23 protein-coding genes are annotated in these 22,389 nt (G+C 63.4%); 16 read left to right on the top strand and 7 right to left on the bottom strand.

Going from position 1 to position 22,389, the window contains the following annotated elements:
- The first annotated feature begins 2 nt into the window (after positions 1-2).
- Complete coding sequence (locus KI610_RS16240) at positions 3-1,019, top strand: Fe(3+) ABC transporter substrate-binding protein (RefSeq protein ID WP_226495992.1); 1,017 nt, start codon at positions 3-5, stop codon at positions 1,017-1,019.
- 78 nt (positions 1,020-1,097) lie between these two features.
- Positions 1,098-1,739: an ankyrin repeat domain-containing protein gene (locus KI610_RS16245; protein ID WP_226495993.1), complete on the top strand. Its 642-nt coding sequence runs from the start codon at positions 1,098-1,100 to the stop codon at positions 1,737-1,739.
- Positions 1,740-1,778: 39 nt separating this feature from the next.
- Here the strand turns inward: KI610_RS16245 and KI610_RS16250 are convergent, their stop codons facing one another.
- Positions 1,779-3,416 carry an ABC transporter permease gene (locus KI610_RS16250; protein WP_226495994.1) on the bottom strand — a complete coding sequence of 546 codons (1,638 nt, stop codon included), beginning with the start codon at positions 3,414-3,416 and terminating at the stop codon, positions 1,779-1,781.
- 31 nt (positions 3,417-3,447) lie between these two features.
- Here KI610_RS16250 and KI610_RS16255 point away from each other — a divergent pair, with 31 nt between their 5' ends.
- The 10 genes from KI610_RS16255 to KI610_RS16300 all read left to right on the top strand — a co-directional run bounded on the left by KI610_RS16255 (position 3,448) and on the right by KI610_RS16300 (position 10,833).
- Complete coding sequence (locus KI610_RS16255; RefSeq protein ID WP_226495995.1) at positions 3,448-4,596, top strand: ABC transporter ATP-binding protein; 1,149 nt, start codon at positions 3,448-3,450, stop codon at positions 4,594-4,596.
- Between the two features lie 16 nt (positions 4,597-4,612).
- Entirely contained in the window at positions 4,613-5,317 is a 705-nt protein-coding gene (gene aat, locus KI610_RS16260; RefSeq protein WP_226495996.1) for a leucyl/phenylalanyl-tRNA--protein transferase, read from the top strand.
- A gap of 3 nt (positions 5,318-5,320) precedes the next feature.
- Positions 5,321-6,064: an arginyltransferase gene (locus tag KI610_RS16265; protein ID WP_226495997.1), complete on the top strand. Its 744-nt coding sequence runs from the start codon at positions 5,321-5,323 to the stop codon at positions 6,062-6,064.
- A complete protein-coding gene (locus tag KI610_RS16270; protein WP_226495998.1) occupies positions 6,061-6,744 on the top strand; it encodes a YbaY family lipoprotein in 684 nt (227 codons plus the stop codon). Before KI610_RS16265 ends, KI610_RS16270 begins: the two co-directional genes overlap by 4 nt.
- Positions 6,728-7,141 (top strand): hypothetical protein, encoded by a 414-nt coding sequence (locus KI610_RS16275; RefSeq protein ID WP_226495999.1) that lies wholly within the window; start codon positions 6,728-6,730, stop codon positions 7,139-7,141. The genes KI610_RS16270 and KI610_RS16275 overlap by 17 nt, the downstream gene beginning before the upstream one ends.
- Before the next feature lie 20 nt (positions 7,142-7,161).
- On the top strand, positions 7,162-8,106 hold the full coding sequence (locus KI610_RS16280) for a CapA family protein (protein WP_226496000.1): 945 nt from the start codon (positions 7,162-7,164) through the stop codon (positions 8,104-8,106).
- Between the two features lie 30 nt (positions 8,107-8,136).
- Positions 8,137-8,586, top strand: coding sequence for a MaoC family dehydratase (locus KI610_RS16285; protein WP_226496001.1), 450 nt, complete (start codon positions 8,137-8,139; stop codon positions 8,584-8,586).
- Between the two features lie 296 nt (positions 8,587-8,882).
- Positions 8,883-9,488 (top strand): LemA family protein, encoded by a 606-nt coding sequence (locus KI610_RS16290; RefSeq protein ID WP_226496002.1) that lies wholly within the window; start codon positions 8,883-8,885, stop codon positions 9,486-9,488.
- A gap of 6 nt (positions 9,489-9,494) precedes the next feature.
- Entirely contained in the window at positions 9,495-10,334 is an 840-nt protein-coding gene (locus KI610_RS16295; RefSeq protein WP_226496003.1) for a TPM domain-containing protein, read from the top strand.
- A gap of 4 nt (positions 10,335-10,338) precedes the next feature.
- The gene (locus KI610_RS16300) at positions 10,339-10,833 is read left to right on the top strand and encodes a TPM domain-containing protein (RefSeq protein ID WP_226496004.1); all 495 of its coding nucleotides are present in this window, start codon (positions 10,339-10,341) and stop codon (positions 10,831-10,833) included.
- A gap of 195 nt (positions 10,834-11,028) precedes the next feature.
- Here KI610_RS16300 and KI610_RS16305 read toward each other — a convergent pair whose 3' ends face one another.
- Positions 11,029-11,880, bottom strand: a complete 852-nt coding sequence (locus tag KI610_RS16305; RefSeq protein ID WP_226496005.1) for an SDR family oxidoreductase — start codon at positions 11,878-11,880, stop codon at positions 11,029-11,031.
- A gap of 90 nt (positions 11,881-11,970) precedes the next feature.
- Between KI610_RS16305 and KI610_RS16310 the strand changes: the two genes are divergently transcribed.
- Positions 11,971-12,381, top strand: coding sequence for a winged helix-turn-helix transcriptional regulator (locus KI610_RS16310; RefSeq protein WP_226496006.1), 411 nt, complete (start codon positions 11,971-11,973; stop codon positions 12,379-12,381).
- A 9-nt stretch (positions 12,382-12,390) separates the two neighbouring features.
- On the opposite strand, the gene KI610_RS16315 is transcribed toward KI610_RS16310, so the two are convergent.
- The 3 genes from KI610_RS16315 to KI610_RS16325 all read right to left on the bottom strand — a co-directional run bounded on the left by KI610_RS16315 (position 12,391) and on the right by KI610_RS16325 (position 17,325).
- Positions 12,391-15,492: an efflux RND transporter permease subunit gene (locus KI610_RS16315; RefSeq protein ID WP_226496007.1), complete on the bottom strand. Its 3,102-nt coding sequence runs from the start codon at positions 15,490-15,492 to the stop codon at positions 12,391-12,393.
- A complete protein-coding gene (locus tag KI610_RS16320) occupies positions 15,489-16,625 on the bottom strand; it encodes an efflux RND transporter periplasmic adaptor subunit (protein ID WP_226496008.1) in 1,137 nt (378 codons plus the stop codon). Before KI610_RS16320 ends, KI610_RS16315 begins: the two co-directional genes overlap by 4 nt.
- Before the next feature lie 82 nt (positions 16,626-16,707).
- Positions 16,708-17,325: a TetR/AcrR family transcriptional regulator gene (locus tag KI610_RS16325; RefSeq protein ID WP_226496009.1), complete on the bottom strand. Its 618-nt coding sequence runs from the start codon at positions 17,323-17,325 to the stop codon at positions 16,708-16,710.
- Positions 17,326-17,421: 96 nt separating this feature from the next.
- Between KI610_RS16325 and KI610_RS16330 the strand changes: the two genes are divergently transcribed.
- Both KI610_RS16330 and KI610_RS16335 read left to right on the top strand, forming a co-directional pair.
- Complete coding sequence (locus KI610_RS16330; RefSeq protein ID WP_226496010.1) at positions 17,422-18,906, top strand: efflux transporter outer membrane subunit; 1,485 nt, start codon at positions 17,422-17,424, stop codon at positions 18,904-18,906.
- An 11-nt stretch (positions 18,907-18,917) separates the two neighbouring features.
- The gene (locus tag KI610_RS16335) at positions 18,918-19,703 is read left to right on the top strand and encodes an SDR family NAD(P)-dependent oxidoreductase (protein ID WP_226496011.1); all 786 of its coding nucleotides are present in this window, start codon (positions 18,918-18,920) and stop codon (positions 19,701-19,703) included.
- A gap of 74 nt (positions 19,704-19,777) precedes the next feature.
- On the opposite strand, the gene KI610_RS16340 is transcribed toward KI610_RS16335, so the two are convergent.
- A complete protein-coding gene (locus KI610_RS16340) occupies positions 19,778-20,014 on the bottom strand; it encodes a hypothetical protein (RefSeq protein WP_226496012.1) in 237 nt (78 codons plus the stop codon).
- Positions 20,014-20,292 (bottom strand): acylphosphatase, encoded by a 279-nt coding sequence (locus tag KI610_RS16345; protein WP_226496013.1) that lies wholly within the window; start codon positions 20,290-20,292, stop codon positions 20,014-20,016. The genes KI610_RS16340 and KI610_RS16345 overlap by 1 nt, the downstream gene beginning before the upstream one ends.
- Positions 20,293-20,453: 161 nt before the next feature.
- Here KI610_RS16345 and KI610_RS16350 point away from each other — a divergent pair, with 161 nt between their 5' ends.
- Positions 20,454-22,319 carry a potassium transporter Kup gene (locus KI610_RS16350; protein WP_226496014.1) on the top strand — a complete coding sequence of 622 codons (1,866 nt, stop codon included), beginning with the start codon at positions 20,454-20,456 and terminating at the stop codon, positions 22,317-22,319.
- Positions 22,320-22,389: the final 70 nt, after the last annotated feature.

The raw sequence follows: 22,389 nt of genomic DNA on the forward strand, positions 1-22,389 counted from the left end.
GCATGAAACTGATGCCCGCCCTGATCGCTGTCGCGACTCTTGCCATATCCAATTCGGCGTTTGCTCAAGAAAAAATCCTCAATCTGTATTCGGCCCGCCACTACCAGACGGACGAAGCGCTTTACACCAGTTTTACCCAGCAGACCGGGATCAAGATCAACCGGATCGAAGGCAAGGAAGACGAACTGCTCGAGCGGATCAAAAATGAAGGCGCCAACAGCCCGGCCGACATTTTCCTGACCGTCGATGCCGCCAGACTGGCCAAAGCCCATGAACTGGGCCTGTTTGCTCCGGTTTCCTCCAAACTGCTCGAATCGCGCATCCCGGCCCACTTGCGCACCGAAGACTGGTTTTCGTTTTCGACGCGGGCCCGGGTGATCGTTTACAACAAGGTCGCGGTCAAACCGGAAGATGTCCAGAACTATGCCGATCTGGCCAACCCGAAACTCAAAGGCAAGTTCTGCTCACGCTCCGGTTCGCACCCCTACAACCTTTCGCTGATGGCCTCGATCATTGCCCACCAAGGCGAAGCCAAGGCTGAAGAATTGGCCCGCGGCATGGTGGCCAATTTCGCCCGCGCCCCGAAGGGCGGCGACACCGACCAGATCAAGGCGGTTGCCGCCGGCGAGTGTGGCGTGGCGATTTCCAATACCTACTACGTGGCTCGCCTGCTTCGCTCGACCAAGGCCGAAGATCTGAAAATGATGGAACGGGTTGGCATCGTCTGGCCGGACCAGGGCGGCAATGGCGCCCACATCAATGTTTCCGGCGGCGGCGTGCTGAAGACTGCGCCGCATCGCGAGGCGGCCGTCCAGTTCCTCGAATACCTGGCCTCCGATCAGGCCCAGCGCTATTTCGCCGATGGCAATAACGAATGGCCTGCGGTCAACAGCGTCAAAGTGGCGAATCCGGCACTCGACGCCATGGGCAAATTCAAGGCCGACAAATTGCCGGTCAAGAACCTCGCCATGTACCAGACCAAGGCCCAGATCATTTTCGACCGTGCCGGTTTCAAGTAACACCAGCAAGTAACGCCAGTTCTCGCCAAAGCCCCGGCAATTACCTACAATTCCCGGGGCCTACGAAACAACTGGAATATGACCGTCAAAAGTTTCACCACGCATAAACTGATCGATGCCATCCGCGCAGGCAGCTTGGCTGGCGTACTCACTGCGCTGGACGATGGCGCTGACATCGAGATGCCCGACATGCACGGCTGTAGTGGCCTGCCACTACGCGCCGCCTGTTTTGAAGGCAACCTGGCCGTCGTTCGCGAGTTGCTGAATCGTGGTGCCAATCCAAACGCCATCGCCAGCGACGGCCCGGGAGCGCCACTGCGGCTGGCCCTGAGAAAAGGCCATCAGGACATCGCCGATCTGCTGCTGCAAAAAGGTGCGATACCGCTCGAGGCCATTGCGCTCAGCCCTGTGACTCCGAACGCCCCCGTACCCGACGAGGTCGTCACGCCGCCACCTCCTGAGACAAAGCCGGACAACACCGTCGAGTTCACCCTCTCCAACATGCCTCCGCCGACCGCCGAAGCAGTTGATCTGCCATTACACGAAAGCAAACCGGGCAACCTCATCGAGTATTCGTCTTCAGATACGTTTACTCCGACTGACGACGCCGAGACGTCGAGTCAATTCGGAACCGATACCAGCCTTCTGAGCATGGACCTGCTTTTCCTGGAAGAAAGCGAAAACCAGGGCCCTTCGCCGCAGGCGCCGAAAAAACGCTAGCAGTCTGCCGGGCTGCAGCCGAGAATTGAAGAAAGCCGGTTAGCGCCGGCGCGCGGCCGTAATCTGCCGCGACAAGGCGATCAGCGGCAACAAACCCACCGCGACGATGGCCAGGGCGGCCGTCGATGCTTCGGCCAGGCGCTCATCCGAGGCCAGCGTGTAGGCCTGTGTGGCCAGCGTATCGAAATTGAAGGGCCGCATGACCAGCGTGGCCGGCAGTTCCTTCATCACATCGACGAAAACCAGCAAACCGGCCGTCAACAGACTGCCGCGCAGCATCGGCACATGCACCCGGCGCAGCGTTTCGCCCTGCCCCAACCCCAGGCTGCGCGCTGCGTCATCCATGTTCGGCGTGATCTTGGCCAGGCTCGATTCAACCGTATGCAGCGCCACTGCCAGGAAGCGCACGAGATAGGCGTAGATCAGCGCGGCGATGCCGCCGGTCAGCAACAGTCCGGGGTTGTAACCGAACCACTGCGTCCATTGCCCGGCCAGCCAGTTGTCGAGACGCGTCACGGGAATCAGCACGCCAACGGCAATGACCGCACCCGGCACGGCGTAGCCCAGACCGACGAGACGATTCAAGCCGTTGGCGAAGGTCGTTTTCGACAGGCGAGCGCCGTAGCCCATGAGCAGGGCGAGCAGGACGGCAATGGCGGCCGTCACGCCGGCCAGCACGAAACTGTTGCGAGCGAGCACGAGGAAACGTTCTCCGAACTGGGCGTCACCTTCGGTCAAGGCCATTTTGAGCAGCAAGATCGCCGGCAGAACGAAGCCGAGCAACAACGGTACGGTGCAGGCCAGGGTTGCCAGCCAGGCGGCCGGGCCGCGTAGCTGCGCGCCAGCCATCGGCCGGTTGCGGCCGGTTGTGTTGTGATAACGGGCCCGGCCGCGCGATGTGCGCTCGGCCATGAGCAGGAAGAGCACGAAGGCGAGCAGCATGGCGGCCAGTTGCGCGGCAGCGACGCGGTCGCCGAGCGAGAACCAGGCGCGGTAAATACCGGTGGTGAATGTATTGACCGCGAAATAGGCCACCGTGCCGTAATCGGCCAGCGTTTCCATGAGTGCCAGGGCAATGCCGGCGACGATGGCCGGCCGGGCCAGCGGTAGCGAGACCGCGAAGAAGCCCCGCCATGGCCCCATGCCCAGCGTTCGCGCGGCTTCCAGCATGCCGCTGGCGCGTTCGAGAAAGGCGGTGCGGGCGAGCAGGTAAACGTAGGGATAGAGCACGCTGACGAACATCAGAATGGCGCCGGGTAGCGTGCGGATGTCCGGGAACCAGTAGTCGCCATGTTCCCAGCCGAAGGTGTCGCGCAGGAAGGTTTGCACCGGGCCAACGAACTGCAGGAAATCGGTGTAGACGTAGGCCATGACATAGGCTGGAACGGCCAGTGGGAGCACCATGGCCCATTCGAAAAAGCGGCGGCCGGGGAATTCGTGCATGGCGGTCAGCCAGGCCGTCGCCACGCCGACGATGCCGACGCCGCACCCGACGCCGAGGCACAGCCAGAGCGAATTGGCGATGTATTCGGAAAGTACGGTGTCGGCCAGGTGCGACCAGGTGGCGCTGGTGCCGCCAACAAAGAGATTGAGGCCAACGCTGGCCACCGGCAATCCAGCCAGCAGGGCAACGACGATTCCGACCGTCAGCAGGGGGGAATAAAGGGCTGTGCGCATGTGTGTGAATGGGAATTATAATCGACCACCTATGGCCCAACTTGAACTAAATGGCGTTGTCCAGCGCTACGGCAACCACACCGTCGTCGATGGCGTTAACTTCTCGCTCGAAGTCGGCAGCATCGCCTGCCTGCTTGGTCCCTCCGGCTGCGGCAAGACGACCTTGCTGCGCTGCATTGCCGGGTTTGAAGACATCGCCGGTGGCGAAATCCGCCTGCACGGCAAAGTCGTCAGCCAGGCCGGCCAGCGTGTTGCGCCCGAGAAGCGGCGGATCGGCATGGTTTTTCAGGATTACGCGCTGTTTCCGCACCTTTCCATCGAAGCGAATGTCGCCTTCGGCCTCGGTCGCAACCCGGGCGAGGACGCTCATCTGCGCGTTCGTCAATTGCTGGCGACGGTTGGCCTGCATGGTCAGGGCAGCAAATTCCCGCATGAACTCTCCGGCGGCCAGCAGCAACGCGTGGCGCTGGCCCGCGCCCTGGCGCCGCGGCCGGAACTGATCCTGCTCGACGAGCCGTTTTCCAACCTTGACGTCGGCCTGCGCGAGCGGCTGTCGGCCGAGGTGCGCGAAATTCTCAAGCGCGAGGGGTCGACGGCGGTCATGGTCACCCACGACCAGAATGAGGCTTTCGCCATGGCCGACGAGATCGGCATCATGTACGAAGGTCGCATCCAGCAGTGGGACGTCCCGTACAACCTGTATCACCGGCCGGCCAATCGTTTTGTCGCCGATTTCATCGGTCAGGGCGTGCTGGTGACCGGCACGGTCGGCGACAACAACAGCGTGCGCATGGAACTGGGCACGCTGATTTCCGATACGCCGGTCGAGTGCAACGAAACCTGCGCCGCCTGCGACAACGGCTGCAAGGTCGACGTGCTGTTGCGGCCGGACGATATCGTTCATGACGACACCAGCGCCGTCCAGGCCGAGGTGCTGAACAAGGCTTTCCGCGGCGCCGACATCCTGTACACGCTGCGCCTGGCCAGCGGCACGCAGGTCTTGTCGCTGGTCCCGTCGCACCACAATCATGCGCTGGGCGAAAAAATCGGCATCCGGCTCGACGCCGACCATGTCATCGCCTTCATGAAGCATGAGGAATGCGACGATCCGGCCTGCGAAATCAAGCTCGAACAGCAGGTCAAGCCGATCACCTGGCTGGCCAATAGCAGCGCCAGCTAGTTTTTCACGATCACGCATGATCCCTTTTCTCGGCCCGCTCGACCTTTTTCCGCCGGTCGACATGGCCCGGGAAGAAATGGGCGGCCTGCTTGCCGTCGGTGGCGGCCTGCAGCCCGACCGTATTCTCGCCGCCTACCGGCAGGGCATTTTCCCGTGGGGGACGGTCGATGGCTTGCCGCTGTGGTATTCGCCCGATCCGCGCATGGTGCTTTTTCCCGAAGAATTCCGGCTGACCCGTTCGCTGAAGAAGACGCTGCGCGCCGGCAAATTTGAAGTGCGTTTCGACACTGATTTCGCCGGCGTCATGGATGCCTGCGCGACAACGCCACGCGACGGCCAGGATGGCACCTGGATCACGCCAGAAATGAAGGAAGCCTACTGCCGCCTGCATGAACTCGGCTGGGCGCATTCGGTCGAAAGTTACGAGGGAGACACGCTGGTCGGCGGCCTGTACGGGCTGGCCATCGGTCGCATGTTTTACGGCGAATCGATGTTCTCCCGGCGGACTGACGCATCGAAGGTCGCTTTCGCCCACCTCGTGCGTTATCTTGTGAGCAACCAATTCGGCATGATTGATTGTCAGATGCATACCGACCACCTCGCCTCGCTCGGCGCCCGCGAAATTCCGCGCGACGCCTTTTTGACCCGGCTGTTGACCTTGACCGCAGCCGAATCGGCGCGCGACCGCTGGTCGACTGACCAACTCGACCTCGCGTGGTAAACCATGGCCCAGCCTGACGACGCCGAACTGCCCTTCTCGCTCCTCCAGTACTACGCCACCTCGCCCTATCCGTGCAGTTACCTGGCCGACCGCGAGGCGCGTTCGCAGGTAGCGACGCCGGCCCACCTGATCGACAGCGAAATTTACAGCGCGCTGGTCCGGGCCGGTTTCCGGCGCAGCGGGGTGTTTACCTACCGGCCGCATTGCGACCACTGCCAGGCCTGCGTGCCGGTGCGCCTGCCGGTCGCCGAGTTGCAGCCCAACCGCAGCCAGCGCCGAGCCCTGAAACAGCACGCCAACCTGCGTGCCCGCGAGTTGCACCTGCTTTATTACGACGAACATTACGCCCTCTACAACCGCTACCAGCAGGCCCGCCACCCGGGCGGCGGCATGGACGAGGACAGCCACGACCAGTACGCCCAGTTTCTCCTGCAAAGCCGGGTCGATACGCGGCTGATCGAGTTCACGGAAGACGGCGTCGTGCGCATGGTGAGCCTCATCGACGTGCTCGACGACGGCCTGTCGTCGGTCTATACGTTTTACGATCCGGACATCCCGAACGCCAGTTTCGGCACCTACAACATCCTCTGGCAGGCCGCCCAGTGCAATGCCCTCGGCCTGCCCTACCTGTACCTCGGCTACTGGATTGCCGAAAGCCGCAAAATGGCCTACAAATCGGCCTTCCAGCCCATCGAAGGTCTGATCGACGGGCGCTGGATTCCCCTCCCCAAACCGGAAAACCCATGAACCTCCGCCCCCTGCCGGCGCTACTGCTGGCATTGCTCGTCCCTTTTTGCGCCTTCGCCGGCGACGAACGCATCGCCTACACCTGCGACAACAACAGCCGCATCGACATTTCATTTTTGGCCGATATTTCCGGTCGACCGCAGGCGACGCTGCATTTCGCCGACCAAGCCGTCGTTTTGCCGCAAGTCCCGGCCGCCTCCGGCGCGCTCTATCGCAGCGGCGACATCCGCCTGGCGACCAAGGGCGACGACGCCATTTTCGAAGACGGCAAGAACAACCTGCGCCGCTGTACGCGGGGCAGTGTGGCGCCTGTCATGCCGCAGGCCACAACGCAGCCAGCGGCGGCCAGCAGCTTCATCGACATCGCCGGCCGCGTCAGCTACCTCGCCCGCATTGCCCTGCCGGCCAACGCCATCCTCAAGATCCGCATCCAGTCCGGCCGGCGCACGCTGGCCGATCAGCGCTACGAACTCAACGGCGCCCAGGTTCCGATTCCCTTCAGCGCCACGGTCGACCGCGACCTCATGGGCAAGAAGGCCAGCGCCACGGTCAGCGCCCGGATCGAAGCTGGCGGCAAACTGCTTTTTGTCAGCGCCAAACCGACGCCGGCAACGAAAAACGGTCAGCCGGTGCCGGTTAACATCATGCTCAAACCGGCCACGCGTGCGACATCCCGCTAGTGCGCTGATCGGCACCCTGTTTGCCGGCCTGTTGATCAGCCACGCCAGCGCCGAGGAAAGCGTCTTCTGCCACGTCGACTACGCCGGCCAGACGCAGATCGTCGAAGCCCGACCGACGGCCTCGCCCTACACCGTCGAGGCAGTCGAGTTCGGCTCCTACCTGCTCTTCCGCGCCGTCTTCCGGCGCGAGCCGGCCGACCTCGCCAGCATCAAGCTCTACACCTACGCCCAGCACGAAGACATCATCGGCCGCCCGCTCATCCACCAGGCGACCTATGACTACCCGCCCGTGCCTGCCGGCCGCTACGGCTTCACCGGGCTGAACCATGCCTACGAGCCGCGCTACGGCCTCGTCCTCGATTACTGGTGCGAACTGCGCGAGACGATTTCAAAATGAGGCATTTTTTCCGGTTGACCGTGGGAATCGCCCTCTTGGCCGCGCTCACCGTCCAGGCCGAGCCGCTGACCCTCATTTTTGCCGGCGACGTCATGCTCGATGACGGCCCCGGCCGGCTCATCGCCAAGGGTGGCGACCCGCTCGCCCCGTTCGCCAAAACCCTCAAGGCCGCCGACTACCGCATTGCCAACCTCGAAACCCCCGTCGCCAGAAGTGGCCAGCGCTCCGCCGGCAAGCCCTACGCCTTCCGCGCCCACCCACGCGTGCTGCGCGTTCTGCGCGGACGCTTCGATGCCGTCACGCTGGCCAACAACCACGTTGGCGACTACGGCCACGCCGCCCTGCTCGAAACCCTGCGCCGCCTCGACGCCGCCGGCATCGGCCACTTCGGTGCCGGCAAAAACCTCATCGAGGCCCACCAGCCGCTGTGGATCGAACGCCACGGCCTCAAGATCGCCATCCTCGGCTACAACGAATTCGCCCCGCGCGCCTTCGAAGCTGGCACCAACACGCCCGGCACGGCGTGGAGCGAGGACGATCACGTCATCAGCGACATCCGCGCCGCCAAGGCCGCCGGCGCCGACCTCATCATTCCCTTCATGCACTGGGGCTGGGAATACGAACCGGCCCCCAGCCCGCGCCTGCAAAGCTTCGCCCGGCGGATGATTGACGAAGGTGCCAGCATGGTCGTCGGCAGCCACCCGCACGTCACCCAGGGTGCCGACGTATATCAGGGCAAGCCCATCATCTACAGCCTCGGCAACTTCGTCTTCGACGGCTTCGAGACCCCGGAAGCCAAGCGCGGCTGGCTGCTCCGCCTCAAGCTCGACAAAACCGGCGTGCTCGAATGGGAAACCCTGGCCGCCAAAATGGACGGCCACGGCACACCGCACCCCGTGGCCGGCGCAACGACACCCTGCGGCAAGGCCGGCGATACGCGGGTTTCGTTGTGCCGGAACCCGTAACCCCCTGCTTCCACAGAAAGGACTGCCGTCATGGATACCCGTTTTCTCGACGACCTCACCCCCGGCCAGCGCTTCACCTCGCCGGGACTGACACTGACCGAAGCCGAGATCATCGACTTCGCCTGGCGCTACGACCCGCAGCCCTTCCATCTCGACGCCAACGCGGCCGCCGACTCGCCCTACGGCGGGCTGATCGCCAGCGGTTTCCAGAGTCTGGCCATCTGCTTCCGGTTGTTCATCCAGTCCGGCATCCTGGCCGAATCGAGCCTGGGGTCGCCGGGCATCGACGAATTGCGCTGGCTGGCCCCCGTGCGGCCAGGCGATACGCTGCACAGCGAGATCGAAGTACTTGAAGTCCGTCCATCGAACTCGAAGCCGGATCGCGGCATTGCCCGTCTCAAGTATCAGGCGGTGAACCAGCGTGGCGAGGCGGTCCTCAGTTTCATCGTCATGCATCTGCTGCGCCGCAAACCGGCCTGAGACCTTCGGGCGACGATTTCAATTTTGGCCGTTTTTTCGGGTTGACCGTGGAATCGGGCTGGTAAAGCCAAGGGAATCGGATGAGGCCCTACTCCCTCACCTTCAAGGGGAGGGCCGGGGTGGGGATGGGTATCCACAAGCCATGGATTAGACTAGATATCCTCTTTTCACCCCCATCCCCCACCCAGCCTCCCCCTTGAAGGGGGAGGAGTCCGCAAGCCCCAACCAAACTTTACCCGCCCGGAAATATCACGATGGTATGCTGTTCCGCGAACCATTTTTCGGGAGTCATCTTCATGCGCATTCGTCTCTACTCCATCCTCGTCCTCATCGCCAGCCTGCTTTCCGGCTGCGGTTACAACCAGATCCAGATCAACGACGAAGGCGTCAACGCCGCCTGGTCCGAGGTGCTCAACCAGTACAAACGCCGGGCCGACCTGATTCCCAACCTCGTTTCCGTCGTCCAGGGCTATGCCGCGCATGAAAAGGAAGTCCTGACCCGCGTCACCGAAGCGCGCGCCAACGTCGCCGGCATGAAGATCACGCCGGAACTGGTCAATGACGAAGCCGCCTTCGCCAAGTTCCAGAAGGCCCAGGGCGAACTCTCCGGCGCCCTCTCCCGCCTGCTGGTAGTCGCCGAGAACTACCCGAACCTCAAGGCCGACGCCAATTTCCGCGACCTTCAGGCCCAGCTCGAAGGCACCGAAAACCGCATCACCGTGGCCCGCAACCGCTACATCGACACGGTGCGCGTCTACAACATTTCGGTCCGTACCTTCCCGAACAACCTGACGGCGATGGCCATGGGCTACAAGCCCAAGGCCAATTTCACGGTCGACGACGAGAAGGCGATTTCCGCCCCGCCGGTCATCAAGTTCGACACCCCGGCCGCCGCCAAGTAAGCCCTGATGTTCCGCTGGCTCGCCGCCCTCTGTTTCGCGCTGCTGCCGCTGCTCGGCTGGAGCGCCAACGAGGTGGCGCTGCCGGCGCTGACCGAGCGCGTCACCGACCTGACCGCCACGCTGTCAGCCGAGGATAAAGCCGGGCTGACGGCCAGCCTGGCGGCGCTGGAAAAGGACAAGGGCGCGCAGATTGCCATCGTGCTGCTGCCGACGACGCAGCCGGAAAGCATCGAGCAGTTCGGCATCCGACTGGCCGAGGCGTGGAAAATCGGTCGCAAGGGCGTCGATGATGGCGTGATCGTCATCGTCGCCAAGGACGACCGGCGCATGCGCATCGAAGTCGGCTACGGGCTGGAAGGCGCCATTCCCGACGCCATCGCCAAGCGCATCGTGGCCGAACAGATGGCACCGCGTTTCCGCGAGGGCGATTTTGCCGGCGGCTTGCGGGCCACCGTGGCAACGCTCGACAAGGTCATTCGCGGCGAGCCGCTACCGGCGCCTGTCGTGCAAACCGCCCCGAGCAGCGCCGATTCCGGCGATGCGCTGACTTTCCTGCTCATCGTCTTCTTCATGGCCGGCGTCATCCGCTCCATGTTCGGCCTGCTCGGCTCGCTCGCCGTTTCCGGCGCGGCTGGCTGGCTGGCGTGGACCCTCTTCACTTCGCTCGGCCTTGCTGGTGGCGCGGCGCTGCTCGCTTTCGCGCTCTCCTTCATCCGCCTCGGCCGCGGCGGCTGGCAATCCGGCGGCGGCTTCCCCGGTGGTTTTGGTGGCGGCTCATCGGGTGGTGGCGGATTTTCCGGCGGCGGAGGCGGCTTTGGTGGCGGCGGCGCCTCGGGGAACTGGTGAAACCATGCTGAAACGCCTGCTCAAACACCTCTCATCGCCCGGCTGGTGGGCCAGACGCGCCTTCCGCGCCGACGATCTGGCAGCCATCGGCGCAGCGGTAAAGGCTTCAGAATCGAAGCAGCGCGGCGAAATCCGCATCGCCATCGAAGGCCCGCTACCGCTCCGCGCCCTGCTCCGCAACGAATCCTGCCGCGACCGGGCGGCAAGCCTCTTCCTGTCGCTCGGCGTGGCCGCAACACGCGAAGCCAACGGCATCCTCGTTTATGTTCAGCTGGTCGACCATCAGGTCGAAATCCTCGCCGACCACGGCATTTCCGCCCTCGTCCCGCCAGCCGAATGGGACGCCATCTGCCGCCGCATGGAAACAGCGTTCGCTGCCGGCAACTACCAAACCGGCATGGTGGACGCCATCGAGCGCATCACGGCCCTGCTCGCCCACCACTTCCCGGCCAGCGGCGACAACCCGAACGAACTCGCCGACGCGCCAACGCTGCTTTGAGTCTTTGATACGAAATCTGCGACTGGCTGACATCGGCCAGTTGCGGTCTGTCATCGTTTCCTTCGACCCATCATTTGAATGGCCGCTCCACTTCTAAAGCTGCCGGGTAGCCTATGCCTACAACTCGGCCATTTCAATCGTTCGGGTGGCCGGACCTAGCGGGCTGCTATGTATCAGCAACCCGCCATTTATCAATCACCCCAAGGCCAGCCTGACCAGTTCGGCCAGCGGAGTGGTCGGACGGTCGATCAAGGCGCTTAATTGCCGACTGTCGTCGAACAATCCCCCCTTTGATGCACCGACATCAGATTCGGCCAGTAGCGTCGCCAGGAAATCCGGCAGGCCGGCACCGAGCAAGGCGGTCTTGAATTCGCTTTCCGGCAAATCCTGATAAGCGACGACTTTTCCAGATTGGCCAGCTATTTCGGCAGCCAGTTCGCCCAGCGTGTAAGACTCGTCACCGGCCAGTTCGTAAATACGCCCAGCCTGGTTTTCCTGCGTCAGCACGGCGGCTGCTGCTTCGGCGAAATCGGCCCGTGCCGCCGAAGCAATCCTCCCCTGCTTCGCGCTACCGAGCACCATACCGTATTGCAGCGCTGTGGGAATCCCGGCCGTGCAGTTCTCGGTATACCAGCCGTTGCGCAGAATGACCGCTGGCAGACCTGAAGCGCGGATCAGGCTTTCCGTTTCTTTATGCTCGGCCGCCAGCGGCAAGGGCGACGTGTCGGCATGCAGGATGCTGGTGTAGGCCAGCAGACCGACGCCGGCCGCCTTGGCCGCATCGATTACGGCACGATGTTGCGGCACGCGGCGGCCAACCTCGCTGGCCGAAATCAGCAACAGCTTGTCAGCTCCTTTGAAGGCCGCAACCAGACTGGCCGGCTGATCGTAATCGGCCTGGCGAACCTGGACGCCGCGCGCGGCCAGATCGGCCACTTTCTCGGGATTGCGCACGGCCGCGACGATTTCACCGGCCGGCAGTTTTTTCAGCAGGGCTTCGATAACCAGTCTGCCAAGTTGGCCGGATGCTCCAGTAACGACGATCATGATTGAAATTCCTTTATTTCGTTGAGGGGAAGCAGCAGAATAACGACAGCACTAACTTTTAGTAAGTACGCACTTAAAGGTAAGTACAAAATGCATAACGCCGATGAAACCACCACACCAACTATCTCCGACCTCATGCGGCGCGGCGAACTGTTTTCGGAAAAATGTCCGTCCCGCGAGGTCTTGAAACACGTCACCAGCCGCTGGGGCGTCCTGTTGCTCGTCGCCCTGCTCGGCGGAACCCAGCGCTTCAGCGACCTGCGACGCAAGGTGAACGGAATCAGCGAAAAAATGCTGGCCCAGACCCTGCAATGGCTGGAAGGTGACGGTTTCGTCGAACGCATCTCCTACCCCGTCGTGCCGCCCCATGTCGAATACCGGCTGACACCTCTGGGCGAGGAAATTGGCCTGAAGGTCGAGGCGCTGGCCGACTGGATCGAGGTGAAGCTGCCAGAGATTTTAGCGACGCGCCGGCAATCCGTTTCAGTGCCGGCGCGCTGATTACTTCTGTTAGGCTACGGCGGATTCTGCTCGCAGCGCAGGGACGGTTTGCGCGTCGCCGGACGCCGGCCTGATCTTGAACCAGATCGCGTACAAGGCTGGCAGGAAAACCAGGGTCAGAATCGTCCCGGCGAAGGTGCCGCCGATCAGCGTATAGGCCAGCGTGCCCCAGAACACCGAATGGGTCAGCGGAATGAACGCCAGCATCGCGGCGAGTGCGGTCAGGATGACCGGACGGGCGCGCTGCACGGTGGCCTCGACGACGGCGTTGAAGGGCGCCAATCCATCCGCGATGTTGTCGCGGATCTGGCCGATCAGGATCAGCGTGTTGCGCATCAGGATACCGGACAGGGCGATCAGACCGACCAGGGCATTGATGCCGAACGGCTGCCCGAACAGCAACAGCGTCGGCACGACGCCGATCAAGCCGAGCGGTGCGGTGGCGAATACCATCATCATCGCGGCGATCGAGCGCACCTGGAAGATGATGGTGATCAGGGTCAGCGCGATCATGATCGGGAAGACCGGCGCCAGGGCCCGATTGGCCTTGCCCGACTCCTCGATGGCGCCGGCCATTTCGATCCGGTAACCGGCCGGCAGTTTGGCAATGATCGGCTGCAGCTCCTGCCACACCGCGCTGGAGACATCCGGCGGCTGCAAGCCCTCGGCGATATCGCCACGCACGGTGATGGTTGGGGTGCGGTCGCGGCGGCGCAGGATGGGGTCTTCCATGCGGACATCAACCTTGCCGACCTGCGACAGCGGAATCTTTTGGCCGGCCGCGCCGACCAGGGTGAAGTCGCCAATCCTGCCCGGATCGAGCCGCGTGTTGCCGCCCGATCTGGCCGTGACCTGCACCGAACGGATGTCCTCGCGCACTTCCGTAATCGGGATGCCACTCAGCAAGAACTGCAACTGCTGGGCCACATCGCTGGACGTCAGGCCGATGTTCTGCAGGCGATCCTGGTCGAGCGAGAAATGCAGCGCCGGTACGCGCTCGCCCCAGTCGGTATTGACCGTCCGCATCTGGGCCGAGGCCTGCATTACGCCACGCACTTCTGCCGCTATGTCGCGCAGCTTGTCCGGGTCCGGCCCCATGACGCGGTAGGCCACGGGAAATGGCGACGGGGGACCGAAAACGATCTGGGTCACGCGCACCCGCGCCTCGGGCGCCAAGCCTTCGGCTGCCGCCTGGCGCAATCTGAACTTTAGGGCTTCGCGTTCCTTGTCATCGCCCGTCAGGACCACGATCTTGGCAAACGATGGATCGGGCAATTCAGGTGACATCGCCAGGAAGAAGCGAGGCGCGCCCTGGCCGATGTAGGACGTCACGACCCTGGCCTCTTGCTGCTCTGCCAGCCAGGCTTCGACCTTGGCTGTCGCGGCGCTGGTTTGCGCGATTGAGGTGCCATACGGCATCTGCACCTCGACCAGCACCTCCGGCCGGTCGGAGGTCGGGAAGAACTGCTTGTTGACCACGCCCATGCCGAGAATCGCGACCACGAAGGCGCCAATCACGCTCGCCGCAACCAGCCATTTGCGCCGGATCACCCAGCCCAGCAACCGACGGAAGCGCTCGTAATTCGGTGTGCCGTAGATGGCCCCGTGCCCGCCCGCATGCTTCTCGTAGTTTGGCAGCAGCTTGACCCCGAGGTAGGGCGTGAACACGACGGCAACGATCCACGAGGCGATCAGGGCCGTGCCGACGATCCAGAACATGTTGCTGGTGTACTCGCCAGCGGTCGATTTGGCGAAGCCGTTGGGCATGAAGCCGATCGCCGTTACCAGGGTGCCGGCCAGCATCGGCGCGGCGGTGTGGCTCCAGGCATAGGCGGCGGCACGGATGCGGTCGTAGCCTTCCTCCATCTTCACGACCATCATCTCGATGGCGATGATCGCGTCGTCGACCAGCAGCCCCAGCGCCAGGATCAAGGAGCCCAGCGTGATGCGGTCGAAATTCTTGCCGGTCGCCGCCATGATGATGAAGACGGCGGCGAGGGTCAGCGGAACTGCAGCCGCAACCACGACGCCGGCGCGCCAGCCCATGCTGAGAAAGCCGACCAGGATCACCACGCCGAGAGCGACCAGGAACTTGACCATGAACTCGCCAACCGCCGATTGGATATTCACCGACTGGTCCGTCACCTTGGACAGGCTCATGCCGAGCGGCATTTCGGCGTTGATCGTCGCCGCTTCCGCCTCCAGCGCCTTGCCCAGATCGAGGCCGTTCCACCCCTCGCGCATGACCACGCCGAGCAGCAAGGTCGGTTCGCCGTTGTTGCGGATCAGGAAGGTGGCCGGATCTTCGTAGCCCCGCTTCACCTCGGCGATGTCGCCGAGCTTCAGCGTCCTGCCGCGCGCCGCGACCGGCGTATTGCGTATCGCTTCCAGATCGTCGATCGCACCCTCCAGCCGGATGAAGACCTGCGGGCCCTTGGCTTCGATCGAGCCGGCGGGCGTCATGACATTGCGGCTGTTGAGCGCGGCGAAGAGGTCGCGCGGGGAGACGCCCAGCGTCGCCAGGCGGTCATGCGAGAACTCGACGAAAATCTGTTCGGCCTGCTCGCCGATGATGTTCACCTTCTTGACCCCGGGTACGTGTAGCAGACGCTGACGCATGACCTCGGCGTCGCGCACCAGGTGACGATGCGGCTCGCCCTTGGCTTTCAAGGCGTAGAGCGCAAAGGTCACGTCGGCGTATTCGTCATTCACCATCGGGCCGATGACGCCACGCGGCAGTTTGAGCGCCTCGTCGCCGAGTTTCTTGCGCGCCTGATAGAACTGGTCGGGGACGTCGGCCGGCGGCGTACTATCGATGAGGTACACGGTGGTGAAGGCCAGCCCCGGTCGCGTAAAGGTCTCGGTCCGGTCATACCAGCGCAGTTCCTGCATGCGCTTTTCCAGCGGTTCGGCGACCAGTTCTTCCATCTCCTTGGCGGTCGCCCCGGGCCAGGCGGTGATCACGGTCATCTGCTTGATGGTAAAGGCCGGGTCCTCGGCCCGCCCCAGGGTCAGGAAGGCGATGACGCCGGCGATGAAGATCGCCAGCATCAGGAACAGAGTGACCGAGCGCTCGCGGACGGCGAGGGCGGAGAGGTTGAACGCACTCATTTCTGCGCCCCACCGTTCGCCGCTGCGCCAGGTGCGGCGCTGCTGTCAGCCAAGCGAACCGCTTCGCCTTCGTGCAGCAGATGGGCGCCAAGTACGACGACACGATCACCCGCCGCCAGCCCACCGCTGATCGCAGCGGATTCACTGCTGAGGCCGGCTACCTGCACGGCGCGCCAGGTTGCCTGAAGCCCCTGTCCTTGTTCCTCCTGACCTTTGACAAGCCAGACGCCGGGCCCCTTGCCCTGATCGAAGAGCGCGCTGACAGGAATCTGGAGCGCCGGGGTGGCGCGGCCGCTTTGAATTTCGATGGAAACGGTCGAGCCGAGTGGCGCGTCGGCCAGCCGGCCCTCCAATACGTAGCGCGCCTCGAAGGTACGTGTCTGTGGGTTGGCGGCATCCGACAACTGACGCAGTTTCGCGGCGCCGGTCAGCCCGCTGCCATACAAGGTCGCGCGCCCTGCGGAGCCGATCGCCGGACGCAGGCTTTCGGGGAGCGCAATGAGCGCTTCGCGGCGCCCGGCATGGGCCACACGGACGACGACCTGGCCAGCGCCGACCACCTGGCCCGGCTCGCCCAGGGTCTCGACCACGACCCCGTCCGAATCAGCGAGCAGTACGGCGTAGCCCGTTTCATTGTGGGCAACGTCGGCCTGGGCCTGGGCCGCCTTGAGCTCGGCTCGCGCCGAATCGGCGGACGCCTTGATCTTGTCGTAGGCAGAGGCTGACACCGCCCCGGCCGAAACAAGATCGCGGTATCTCGACTCATCCTCCGCGGTCTGGCGCGCGCGCGCCGTGGCGGCGGCAACGGCCTCGTCGTGGGCACGCGTGGCGAGCTTCAAATCGGTGGGGTCGATGCGCATCAGCGCCTGACCGCGCTTGACGGTCTGGCCAGCATCGACCAGGCGCTCCAGCATCTTGCCGGGAACGCGGAAACCCAGGTCGCTCTGCACCCGTGCCGCGACGACGCCGCTGAACGAAGGCTCGGCCTGGATGGCGGTCGCTACCGGCGCGACCCGGACGAGTGGCGCCTGGGTCCGCGGATCGATTGAAGACGTGGCATCGCTGCAGGCTGCCAAGGCGATAGGCAACAGACCGACGACGGCGAGGAAGGGAATATAGCGGCGCTGAAACATGATGACCTCCTTTAACGCGAAGGCCTTCATCTTCTATCGAGTGACCAATATTGTCAATGGTCACTTTTGCTCAGGCAGCGTTCTAGGGGGCCAGGCTACGCAGCACCAGATTCGACAACTGGCTGGGCGCGTCCTCGATGAGGTCGAGGTTGTGCTGGAGCAGCAGCGGATTGGCAAAGGGCAGCATGACGAGATAGATCGCATGCACCGTCTCGTCGAGCGGCGTCTTGCGCTCGAACTCGCCCACTTCCCGCCCTTCGCGGACGATCTCTGTCAGGGTCTGCCGAATACGCTGTCCGTAGACAACGGCGGACGGCCAACCCTCGCCGGCGGAATGCGCGGCAATGTCGTACAGCTTGCGATCATTGAAGAAGAGTTCCACGCTCGTCGTTACCATGGCCTTGAATAATCGACGGAACTTCTCCGTTGGCGTACTGGCGCCGGCAACCGCTTCATCGACCGCGGCGACGATGCTGCTCAATGTCTTGCTGCAGATGGCCTCGCCGATCGCCTGCTTGGAATCGAAGAACTTGTAGATGTAAGCCTTGGAAAAGCCGATTGCCTTGGCCAGATCGGAGACCGTGGTCTTGTCGTAGCCGTAATGGCTGAAGTGCGCCTCGGCTGCCTCGACGATCTGATCACGAACGCTGTGGTCGACGGGGCCGCGGGCCTGTGGGGTGGAAGATTCGATTTCGCTCATGGGAAAACAATACCGCGTTTGCTGTCGGTTGACAACCAGTGACCAGATTGGGTTATAGTCACCAAAACAAACCAAACCAAACCCCGAAGGACTCCCATGTTCACCCATCCCCGCTCTCTCGCCCTTCTTCTGACCGTTGGCGTCTTGTCGGGCTGCGCTGTCGGTCCCGACTACCGGCCGCCCTTGGTCGAGCTGACATCCAGCTTTCTCGGGCAGAAGGGCGTCGAGCAACGTTCGGCGCAAGGCAAGGCAGACCTGCAACGCTGGTGGGCCGCCTTCGACGATGCCTTGCTCGCGCGCTACGTCGCCCTGGCGCTCGAGCAGAACCTCGATATCGCCCAAGCGACGGCGCGCGTAGCCCAATCGCGTGGCGCATTGCGCTACGCCGATGCGGCCTTGCTGCCCGCGGGCAACGTGAGTGCGAGCGCCGGGCGAGGCTACCTGTCGGTTGAGACCCCGCTCGGGCAGGTGCTCAATAGCTCGCCCGGCTTCGACCGCTGGGGTGGCACTTACGAGGCCAATCTCGGGGCGAGTTGGGAGATCGACCTGTTCGACGGTCTGCGGCGCGGGCGGGAGACTGCCCGCGCCGAATACGAGGCGTCCGAAGCTGGCGTTGCTGCGACACGGCTGGCCATCGCCGCGCAGACCGCGGACGTGTATGTCATGATCCGCGGCCTGCAGGCGCGCCTCGCGATTGCCCAACAGCAGGTGGAGACCCGACGCCGCTTGCTCGCCATGATCCAGCTCCAATACGAGAAGGGAATCGCCGCCGAACTCCAGAAGAACCAGGCCGAGGGTTCGCTGACCCAGGCCGAGGCACAGATCCCCGTCCTCGAAGCCGGCCTCGATTCGGCGATGAACGCGCTCGACGTACTGCTCGGCGTGCAGCCAGGAACCCACCGCGCCGAACTGGCGCCGGTGAAGCCGATCCCGGCCGCGCCGGCCCTAGCCGAGACCGGCACACCGGCCGAGCTGCTGCGCCGCCGGCCCGACCTCATTGCCGCCGAACGGCACCTGGCTGCCGCCAACGCGCGCATCGGCGTGGCGGTCGCCGAGTATTACCCCAAGTTCTCGCTCGGCGCGCTGCTTGGCAGCGCCACCGCGATAGCGAGCGGCAACCTGTTCACCGGGGCCGCCAGCCAGGCCCAGGGCGTTCTCGGGTTGCGCTGGCGCCTGTTCGACTTCGGTCGCGTCGATGCGCAGATCGCCGCGGCCCATGGCCGGGAGGCGGAAGCCCTGGCGGCCTACCGGCTGGCCGTGTTGCGGGCGACCGAGGATGTCGAGAACGCCTTCTCCGCCCTGGTCAACCGCGAGGCCCAGGTCGGCATCCTGACCCGGGGTGAGTCATCGTTTGCCAAGGCGCGCGAGAACTCGTTTGCCGCCTACCAGGGCGGCGTCGTCAGCCTGATCGAGGTGCTCGATGCCGACGGCAATCTGCTGCAGGCGCGCGACGCCAAAGCCCAGGCACAAACCGAGGCGGCGCGTGCCGCCATCGCTTCCTTCCGGGCCTTGGGTGGCGGCTGGGATACCCCATCGGAAAACAACAACCGCCTCGCCGGCAAACTCTCCACCAATGACTAGAGGTAAGCAAAATGATCACAACCAATAATTCATGGGTACTCATCACGGGCGCATCGAGCGGCTTCGGCGAGGAATTCGCCCGCCAATATGCCGAACAAGGCCACTCGCTAGTCCTCGTGGCGCGCCGGTTCGAACGGCTGCAAGCACTCGCCGAGACGCTGCGCCGGCAATACCGCGTCGAAATCGTGGTCGAGCAGGTCGATCTCTCGGACATTGAAGCTATCGTCCAACTGCATCGTCGTCTAAGCGAGAGAGGTATTACAGTCGACATCCTGATAAATAACGCCGGACATGGGTTGCAAGGCCCGTTCGTGGATAGTCCGCTGGACGCGACGCAGGCAATAGTGCAACTGGATGTAGCGAGCCTGACCGCGGTCACCCATGTCTTTGCCCAGGACATGCGGGCGCGAGGACGCGGGAAGATCCTGCTGGTGGCCAGCCTGCTGGCCTACCAGGGCGTGCAGAACTTCGCCGTCTATGCGGCCGCCAAGGCCTACGTATTGCGTCTGGGCGAAGCGCTCCATCGCGAGCTCAAGGGCGATGGCGTCACCGTGACGACGCTTTGCCCCGGCATGTCGGATACCGGCTTCGCTGCCGCGGCGCAGCAGAAGGTCACGCCCGCGTTAAAGCTGTTGATGATGCAGCCAGCCCCCGTCGTGCGCACCGGTATCCGCGCCTTACAGACCGGACGCATCAGCGTCGTTCCGGGCTGGGCGAACAAGGCCCTCGTGATCCTCACGTGGGCCACGCCACGCTGGCTGCACCAAGCTTTTTTATCGCACGCGATGAACGGATGACCGCAGGGCGCCGGTTAGGAGCTGCCGTTCAAGGACATCAGAGGCTAAAGGGCGGCTTACCACCCGATTCCGACCTACAGGCCAACGGCCGTTATGGCCGAGTAATTCTCAGCCAGCCGCCGCTCCGTATGACTGCTTCCCTCAGAAACCTGCTGCTGGAGGACCGAGACGACGAATGTCTCTTGTGGGCACTTTGCCGTCATGGAATAAGTGCCAGCAATCTCTTCTTTCGCCAGCCTTGGTCGTGCAAACACACACATTCCCAATTTCAATTTTGACCGTTTTTTCCGGTTGACCGTGGCATTCGCCATCAGCCGTTCGCCACCTGCTCAAAGCTCCGAAAATCTCCGTCACCCAGCGCGATATTGACCTGCTGAACGATCGCATGGTTCGGCCCGCGCCGTGCCCAGTTTATCAATTCAAGCACGGCCATTTCTTCGCCGACGGCCATCGCCTCGACCCGGCCGTCAGCCAGATTGCGCACCCAGCCGACAACGCCGAGTGCCCGCGCCTGCTCGACCATGGACCAGCGATAGCCCACGCCCTGGACCCTGCCCTCAACCACCAGATGCCGTCTGATTTCTGCCACTTTCCGCTCCTTTCTACACCGCCGACCATGCCTGCATCTATACCAAAGCTCAGTGCAAAGTGCTAGATTGGCGGGCTTGCCAGACCGCGCTACCGAGAGAAAGGCGCGGCTAGGCAAGCAGCATCGCAAAATTCTGCGCCCCAGGCGCAACAGGGGAATAGATGTCGTCGCATAACAAGCAAGCCTTGCCGGCCATCACGGTCGCTGCCATCGGGGTCGTCTTCGGCGACATTGGGACCAGCCCGCTTTACGCGCTGAAGGAAATCTTCAACGGCCATCACCCGATCCCGGTTACCCCGGAAAACATCCTCGGCGTGCTGTCACTGGTCTTCTGGGCAATCATCGTACTGGTCACGATCAAGTACGTGCTCATCATCATGCGCGCCGACAACCGTGGCGAGGGCGGCTCGCTGGCGCTGCTCGCGCTGGTCACCGAAAAGGCCAAGAACCCCCGCCTGTCGTGGATTGTCACGCTGCTCGGCATCTTCGCCGCCGCGCTGTTCTACGGCGACAGCATGATCACGCCGGCCATTTCCGTGCTCTCCGCCGTCGAAGGTCTGGAGATCATCACGCCGGATCTGAAACCCTACGTCATCCCGATCACGCTCGGCATCCTGACCGGCCTGTTCGTCATCCAGAAGCACGGCACCGGCGCCGTCGGCAAACTCTTCGGGCCGGTCATGGTCGCCTGGTTCGCCATTCTGGCCGTGCTCGGCGTGCTGCAGATCGCCCATAATCCGGCCGTCCTGCTCGCCCTCAATCCGCTGTTCGCCACCTTTTTCATCGCCGAACACCCCGGCCTCGCCTTCCTCGCCCTCGGCTCGGTGGTGCTCGCCGTCACCGGCGGCGAAGCGCTGTACACCGACATGGGCCACTTCGGCCGCTTCCCGATTCGCCTGGCCTGGTTCGGCTTCGTCATGCCGGCGCTGGTCCTCAATTATTTCGGCCAGGGCGCCCTGCTGCTGGTCGATCCGCAAGCCATCGCCAGCCCCTTCTTCCACCTCGCCCCCGACTGGGCACTGATCCCGATGGTTGGGCTGGCCACTGCCGCCACCGTCATCGCCTCGCAGGCCGTCATTTCCGGCGCCTTCTCGGTCGCCCGCCAGTCGATCCAGATGGGCCTGCTGCCGCGCATGCAGATCATCCACACCTCGGGCATGGAAGAAGGCCAGATCTATGTGCCTTTCACCAACTGGTCGCTTTACCTGGCCGTCGTCGCCCTGGTCATCGGTTTCAAGAGTTCGTCCAACCTGGCCGCCGCCTACGGTATCGCGGTCACCGGCACGATGCTGATCGACACCATCCTTGTCGCCTTCGTCATGGTCCTGCTCTGGAAATGGAACAGGCTGCTCGTCGCGCTCGTCGCCGGCTCGCTGCTCGTTGTCGACATCGCCTTCTTCGCCGCCAATGCGATCAAGATTCCCGAAGGTGGCTGGTTCCCGCTGGCCATGGGCGTCGTTTCATTCACCGTGCTGACTACCTGGCGGCGCGGACGGCGCATGGTCTCCGACGAAATGGCCAAGCAAAGCATCCCGATGGACGATTTCCTGAACTCCATCGACGACGTGCACCGCATCTACGGCACGGCCATCTTCATGACCAGCGCCAAGGACGGCGTGCCGCCAGCCCTGTTGCACAACCTCAAGCACAACCAGGTGCTGCACGAGCGCGTCGTGCTGGTCACCGTGCAAACAATGCCGACGCCACACGTTAACGACATGGACCGCATTTACCTGCACGACATGAGCAAGGGTTTCAAGCGCCTGATCATCCGCTACGGTTTCATGGAAAGCCCGGACGTGCCCGGTGCGCTGGAGCAATGCAGCCGTTTCGGCGAAACTTTCGACATGATGGAAACCACTTTCTACCTGTCGCGCGAAACCATCGTCCCGTCGATGTCGCGCGGCATGCTGCCAATCCGCGCCCGGCTCTTCGCCATCATGTCGAAGAATGCGACGAGCGCCAGCGACTTCTTCCACATCCCGACCAACCGCGTCGTCGAACTGGGCACGCAACTGGTCATCTGAAAGCCATCTTCGCACCATCGACGCCCTGCCCGACCCGGCAGGGCGTTTTTCATTGGCACTGCGCGGCCAT

Source organism: Ferribacterium limneticum (genome assembly GCF_020510565.1).
Lineage (GTDB): Bacteria > Pseudomonadota > Gammaproteobacteria > Burkholderiales > Rhodocyclaceae > Azonexus > Azonexus limneticus_B.

Coding starts and splice junctions, on each gene's coding strand:
- KI610_RS16270 (WP_226495998.1), top strand. CDS start 6,061: ATGAACCTCCGCCCCCTGCCGGCGCTACTGCTGGCATTGCTCGTCCCT.
- KI610_RS16320 (WP_226496008.1), bottom strand. CDS start 16,625: ATGTTTCAGCGCCGCTATATTCCCTTCCTCGCCGTCGTCGGTCTGTTG.
- KI610_RS16340 (WP_226496012.1), bottom strand. CDS start 20,014: ATGGCGAATGCCACGGTCAACCGGAAAAAACGGTCAAAATTGAAATTG.
- KI610_RS16250 (WP_226495994.1), bottom strand. CDS start 3,416: ATGCGCACAGCCCTTTATTCCCCCCTGCTGACGGTCGGAATCGTCGTT.
- KI610_RS16330 (WP_226496010.1), top strand. CDS start 17,422: ATGTTCACCCATCCCCGCTCTCTCGCCCTTCTTCTGACCGTTGGCGTC.
- KI610_RS16290 (WP_226496002.1), top strand. CDS start 8,883: ATGCGCATTCGTCTCTACTCCATCCTCGTCCTCATCGCCAGCCTGCTT.
- KI610_RS16255 (WP_226495995.1), top strand. CDS start 3,448: ATGGCCCAACTTGAACTAAATGGCGTTGTCCAGCGCTACGGCAACCAC.
- aat (WP_226495996.1), top strand. CDS start 4,613: ATGATCCCTTTTCTCGGCCCGCTCGACCTTTTTCCGCCGGTCGACATG.
- KI610_RS16325 (WP_226496009.1), bottom strand. CDS start 17,325: ATGAGCGAAATCGAATCTTCCACCCCACAGGCCCGCGGCCCCGTCGAC.
- KI610_RS16315 (WP_226496007.1), bottom strand. CDS start 15,492: ATGAGTGCGTTCAACCTCTCCGCCCTCGCCGTCCGCGAGCGCTCGGTC.
- KI610_RS16245 (WP_226495993.1), top strand. CDS start 1,098: ATGACCGTCAAAAGTTTCACCACGCATAAACTGATCGATGCCATCCGC.
- KI610_RS16310 (WP_226496006.1), top strand. CDS start 11,971: ATGCATAACGCCGATGAAACCACCACACCAACTATCTCCGACCTCATG.
- KI610_RS16240 (WP_226495992.1), top strand. CDS start 3: ATGAAACTGATGCCCGCCCTGATCGCTGTCGCGACTCTTGCCATATCC.
- KI610_RS16335 (WP_226496011.1), top strand. CDS start 18,918: ATGATCACAACCAATAATTCATGGGTACTCATCACGGGCGCATCGAGC.
- KI610_RS16305 (WP_226496005.1), bottom strand. CDS start 11,880: ATGATCGTCGTTACTGGAGCATCCGGCCAACTTGGCAGACTGGTTATC.
- KI610_RS16350 (WP_226496014.1), top strand. CDS start 20,454: ATGTCGTCGCATAACAAGCAAGCCTTGCCGGCCATCACGGTCGCTGCC.
- KI610_RS16285 (WP_226496001.1), top strand. CDS start 8,137: ATGGATACCCGTTTTCTCGACGACCTCACCCCCGGCCAGCGCTTCACC.
- KI610_RS16265 (WP_226495997.1), top strand. CDS start 5,321: ATGGCCCAGCCTGACGACGCCGAACTGCCCTTCTCGCTCCTCCAGTAC.
- KI610_RS16295 (WP_226496003.1), top strand. CDS start 9,495: ATGTTCCGCTGGCTCGCCGCCCTCTGTTTCGCGCTGCTGCCGCTGCTC.
- KI610_RS16300 (WP_226496004.1), top strand. CDS start 10,339: ATGCTGAAACGCCTGCTCAAACACCTCTCATCGCCCGGCTGGTGGGCC.